Below are 4,875 nucleotides of genomic sequence, written 5' to 3' on the forward strand. Positions count from 1 at the left end.
CCTCCTGATCGCCAACGTGATCTTCCAGCTTCCGGCCTAAAATCGCCTCCCAAGCAGAAAGGCCGAAAAGCCGCCGTGGAAACATGGCGGCTTTTTCATGGACGGTCGTGGCGTCAGGCGGCCGAAGCCCTGGCGGCCTTGATGGCGGCCGCGTCGACATAGAGGCCGAAGCCGACAGCGATGCGATTCCAGCCATTGATGATGTTGATCATCACGGTGAGCTTAACCTGCTCCTCTTCCRTGAACTGGGTGCGGAAATTTTTCGATCTATGACTCCATCGGCGCAGGCAAGATTGTCATGGAAATTGCTTGAAGGCGGGAACGGTCTGTAGAAAGACTATCGAATGGTGCGGATGAAGCAGGATGTGGGACGCATTCGAATCTGGCGCAACGACGCGTTAGCCGGAGTTGAATTGCTGCGCGCGTCGGGAACGCAGCATCACTTTCCGAAGCACTTCCACGAGGCTTACGCAATCCATCTCCACGAACGCGGCACAATGGCGTTCCAATATGGTCAGCCTCAGGTGGCCCTGAAACCAGGCAACATCAATATCCTTGCGCCCGGCGTCGTTCACATGTGCCTGCCGGCCGACGAACAGGCGTTGAACTACCGCTGCCTGTTCGTATCGCCTGCGTTTTTGCAGTACGCGGTGCTCGACCCGGGGGCGACGCGCCTGCCGCTGTTCGAGCGGTTGTTATGCCTTGGCGACCTCGAGCTTTTCCAAAGCCTTGGCAATGCGCATCGATATCTCGAAACTGACGATGACGCTTTTGAAGCCGAGACGCTGCTGACGAGCGGGCTCGCGGCGCTGGCCACTTACTCCGGGCAGCCGCACGCAAGGATCGAAGCAGGCAGCGAGCCGCGGCACGTCACGACCATTCGCGAATTTCTGGACGCCAACTACGACAGGCGTATTGCCCTTGCCGATCTTGCCCGGCTGGTCAGGCTCAATCCCGTGTATCTCGTCCGATCCTTCCGCTCGTCTGTCGGGCTGCCGCCGCATGCCTATCAGAGGCAATTGCGACTGAGCCGGGCGCGGCAGTTGCTTCGGTTGGGCACGCCGCCGGCCGAAGTAGCCGAGATGGTCGGCTTCGCCGATCAGAGCCATCTCTCCCGCCTGTTCAAACAGACGACGGGCGTGACGCCCGCCGATTATGCGAAAGGTTTATAGCGTTCAAGACAGCAGGGTTTGCTTATGTGAATACTGTCTACTCTTGCGGGTGACGACGGCTGGCTCCGGCGATGCGCCCGCAAGGCGATCGGGAAAACAGGAGCGGGGCGATTATCATGCCAACCCTCGGCAATATCTGGTTGTTTATCGGCGCTTCCTTGGCCCTGCTTCTGATTCCCGGGCCGGCGGTTCTCTACATCTTTGCCCGCTCGGTCGAGCAGGGCCGCCTCGCCGGCTTTGTTTCGATTCTCGGCATCCATGCCGCGACGCTGGTACATGTCATCGTCGCGGCGTTGGGCTTATCGGCAGTCCTGGCTTCATCGGCTCTGGCGTTCAGCGCGGTAAAGTATGCAGGCGCTGCCTATCTGATTTGGCTTGGGCTCAAGAAGATTTTCGGCCGAAGCGAGATTCCCGGCACCGCGACCGGCTTGAAGGCGTTCGGGCACGCGCGCCTTCTCCGCGACGGGTTCGTCGTCAATCTCTTCAATCCCAAGACCGCGCTCTTCTTTCTTGCCTTCCTGCCCCAGTTCGTCGAGGTGGACCGGGGTCACGCAGCGATGCAGATCGCGTTCCTGGGTCTGATCTACACCTGTCTCGGCATCATAACTGACGGCAGCTACGCATTCGCGGCCGGCACTGCGGGCGACTGGTTGAGGCGCAATCGCCGCTATCTCACAGCCGAACGCTATGTCAGCGGGGCCTTGCTGATCGGCCTCGGGTTGACGGCCGCTTTTGCAGGAAACCGAGGCAGCAGTCAGTCGTGACGCGAGCCGGCGCCGGTCGATCATCCTGAACCTGGGACACCCTGTCCGCTTCGGCGAGAAGCGGACAGGGTTCGTTCAATCAGAGCTGAAGGAAGGCTCAGCGGCCGCCCTCGATCTTGCGGTGGCGCTGGTTGATACCGCCCTTGCCGTAGGGGTAGTCGAAAGGCTGAGGCGCGCTCACCTCATTGAGCCTCGCCATGTCGTCGTCGGAGAGCTTGAGTTTCATGGCGCCGAGATTGTCGGCGAGCTGTTCCGGCGTGCGGGCGCCGAGGATGACTGAGGTGATCGCCGGCTGCGCCGCCGTCCAGGCGAGCGCTACCTGTGCCATGCTGACGCCATGCGCCTTGGCGATCTCCTCGACGACGCCGATGATCGCCCAGGTTCGTTCCAGCGCATTGCGCGGCGCATAGGATTCACCGCCGCGATTGGGGTTTTCACCGAGGCGGGTGGCGCCCGTCGGCATCTCATCGCGCTTGTATTTGCCGGTCAGCCAGCCGCCGCCGAGCGGCGACCATGGCAACAGGCCCATGCCGGCATCCTGGGAGGCTGCGACGATCTCGAGCTCGATGTCGCGCACCAGCAGGTTATATTGCGGCTGCAGCGTCACCGGGCGGGTATAACCCCGCGCCTTGGCGATCTCCGAGGCCTTGGCGATGTGCCAGCCGACATAATTGGAAAAGCCGTAATAGCCGATCTTGCCGGAGGAAACCGCATCGTCGAGAAAACGCAGCGTTTCCTCGATCGGGGTCAGCGCATCCCAGGCATGCATCTGGTAGAGGTCGATCTGCTCGAGGCCGAGACGGCGGAGCGAATCGTCGAGCGCCTGGCCGAGATGCCGGCGCGACAGGCCGATATCGTTGGGTCCGTTGCCCATCGGAAAGCGCCCCTTGGTGGCGACGATCGCCTGGCGGGCCTCGGTCGGGCGCGCCTTCAGCCAGCGTCCGATGATCTCTTCAGACTTGCCGGCGCTGTAGACATCGGCGGTGTCGATGAAATTGCCGCCCCAGGCGAAATAATCGTCGAGCAGCTTGTGCGAGGCGGCCTCATCGGCCTCCGCGCCGAAGGTCATGGTGCCGAGGCAATAGGCGGTGACGACGGTCCCGCTGGGACCGAGCTTGCGATAGTCCATTTCTTCCTCCTCATGCGGATACCCGCAGCCGACACGCAAACGGTCGGGGTAGAAGCCGGGGCTCCTGCAATCAATGACAATATTGTGCTTGAGGCGGCCGCTTGCCGCCGGGTGACGTATAGCGCCCCAGGCTGGGAGCACAGGGGCCGGGGGGAGCATAACCAATCCCGCCCGCGCGACAAGTGAGAAAAAAATATTCCTGCCGTCGCGGCCGGCGAGGATCACGGATTTTGCGAAAACGAGCCGGCGATCAGATCGGCTGCGGCGACGCCGGTCTCGTAGGCGCCGTGCGCCGTCGAATAACGCGACTTCGAACAGGCTTCGCCGGCAAAGAAGATCCGCTCGTCATGCGGCGCGGCGAGACGGCCGCGTTGATCGGAAGCGCCGGGTTCGGCATAGGAATAGGAGCCGCCGATATGGGGCGTTGCGGCCCAGGCCGACATTGCGGCGACCGACAGCTCCTTGCGGATATCCGCGCCAAAATGTGCCGCCAGTTCATCTCCGGCGAAGGAGAAGGCGGCCTCTCTGCCTTGCCCCTCCAGATCATGCGCGAGGTCACCGGCGAAATAGGCCTCGACGACGGGCGCGCCGAACGGCCGGAGCTGATAGGTGCCGGTTGCGCCGCGACCGGTGGAGCCGAGCATATGCGTATCCGCCGGCAGCGCCTGCTGATTTGCGAGCCTCAGGAAGAGCTTGTCGGCGAGCCCTAGGGGCAAACGGGCTGCGGCCTCGATCTTCTCCGGCAAAGGCGGGTCGAAGGCGATCTTGCCGGCGGCAAGCACATTCGTTGACACGGTCACCAGCACCGCGCGGGCACTCAGCACACCCTGGTTCGTCGCGATGCCGATGCGGCCGGCATGACGATGGTCGATGCGCGTCACCGCGGTGCCGAGCTTTGCCCGAACCGGCTTGCCGTAAAGCGAGACCAGCGTTCCATAGCCCTCGCGTACCCGCCAGTCAGGGCCGGGGCCGGGATCGTATCTGTTGTAATCGACGACCGACGACCGCTCCAGTTCGGCACCGGTGATATAGGTGCCGATCGCCCGGATCTGGCCATTCCAGGGATTGCCGGGCTCGAGCAATTCGGCCATGGCTGCGTCATTCCCCTCATGGCTCTCGAGGCGCTCGAAATAGGCGCCGATCGCCTTCCTTGCGGCATGCGCCTCCGCGCCATCCCGCTGAAGCCGCCGTCCGCCATCGTTCCAGGGTGCCGGCGTACGGTCGACCGTCAGTCCGACCTCGCCGGCGATCGCAGTCCAGGCATTGGTCCGCGCGCCATGCAGCCAGCCGCAGCCGAGATCGAGCGCGACATCGGCGTCAGGCAGTCCGACCGTCCAGGCGCGCCCGCCGAGACGGTCGCCGGCTTCAAGCAGGAGGATGGAAAGATCCGGGCGGATTGCCTGCAGGCGACGGGCGGCGGCGATGCCGGCGGCACCGGCGCCGATGATGACGACATCCTGTTCGGCGCCCTTGCTGTTGTCACCCGGCAGGTATTTTCCTTCGGTCGTGCGACGTTAAGTGGAAAGGGTCGTCTCAAGCCAGCCCCGCTTCGCTATTGCAGTTGCTCCAGCAGCCGCCGGAGTGCTGTCCGCAGATCATCCATCTGCTGCGGGCTGGTCAAGGCGGCCCAGCTTTCATCGACGCGCCGGCCCGCCGCCATTGCTATCGGCCTGACCCCCTGGCCTTTTTCCGTCAAAAACACCAGCCGGCCGCGCCGATCGTTCGGATCTGGCCGGCGCTCGACATAACCCAGGCGCTCGAGTTCTTCGACAGCCTGCGTCATCGTCTGCTTACGCACCCGGGCGAGCTT

5 protein-coding genes and 1 pseudogene are annotated in these 4,875 nt (G+C 63.4%); 2 read left to right on the forward strand and 4 right to left on the reverse strand.

What is annotated here, in order from left to right:
- Nucleotides 1-113 precede the first annotated feature (113 nt).
- A pseudogene (locus AC1D1Z_RS34045) lies at nucleotides 114-254 on the reverse strand (carboxymuconolactone decarboxylase family protein); the annotation flags it as partial.
- A 90-nt stretch (nucleotides 255-344) separates the two neighbouring features.
- Between AC1D1Z_RS34045 and AC1D1Z_RS34050 the strand changes: the two are divergent.
- Together AC1D1Z_RS34050 and AC1D1Z_RS34055 are read left to right on the forward strand one after the other, a co-directional pair.
- The gene (locus tag AC1D1Z_RS34050) at nucleotides 345-1,172 is read left to right on the forward strand and encodes a helix-turn-helix transcriptional regulator (protein ID WP_130719253.1); all 828 of its coding nucleotides are present in this window, start codon (nucleotides 345-347) and stop codon (nucleotides 1,170-1,172) included.
- A gap of 116 nt (nucleotides 1,173-1,288) precedes the next feature.
- Nucleotides 1,289-1,936 carry a LysE family translocator gene (locus tag AC1D1Z_RS34055; protein WP_477853215.1) on the forward strand — a complete coding sequence of 216 codons (648 nt, stop codon included), beginning with the start codon at nucleotides 1,289-1,291 and terminating at the stop codon, nucleotides 1,934-1,936.
- Nucleotides 1,937-2,033: 97 nt separating this feature from the next.
- On the opposite strand, the gene AC1D1Z_RS34060 is transcribed toward AC1D1Z_RS34055, so the two are convergent.
- The 3 genes from AC1D1Z_RS34060 to AC1D1Z_RS34070 all read right to left on the reverse strand — a co-directional run.
- Nucleotides 2,034-3,065, reverse strand: a complete 1,032-nt coding sequence (locus AC1D1Z_RS34060) for an aldo/keto reductase (RefSeq protein ID WP_477853216.1) — start codon at nucleotides 3,063-3,065, stop codon at nucleotides 2,034-2,036.
- Nucleotides 3,066-3,286: 221 nt separating this feature from the next.
- Nucleotides 3,287-4,555, reverse strand: a complete 1,269-nt coding sequence (locus tag AC1D1Z_RS34065) for a flavin monoamine oxidase family protein (RefSeq protein ID WP_477853220.1) — start codon at nucleotides 4,553-4,555, stop codon at nucleotides 3,287-3,289.
- 62 nt (nucleotides 4,556-4,617) lie between these two features.
- A partial coding sequence (locus tag AC1D1Z_RS34070) for a MarR family winged helix-turn-helix transcriptional regulator (protein WP_477853218.1) occupies nucleotides 4,618-4,875 on the reverse strand: 258 nt, incomplete at its 5' end.

The sequence above is a fragment of the Rhizobium sp. P1_E1 genome, from assembly GCF_056406015.1.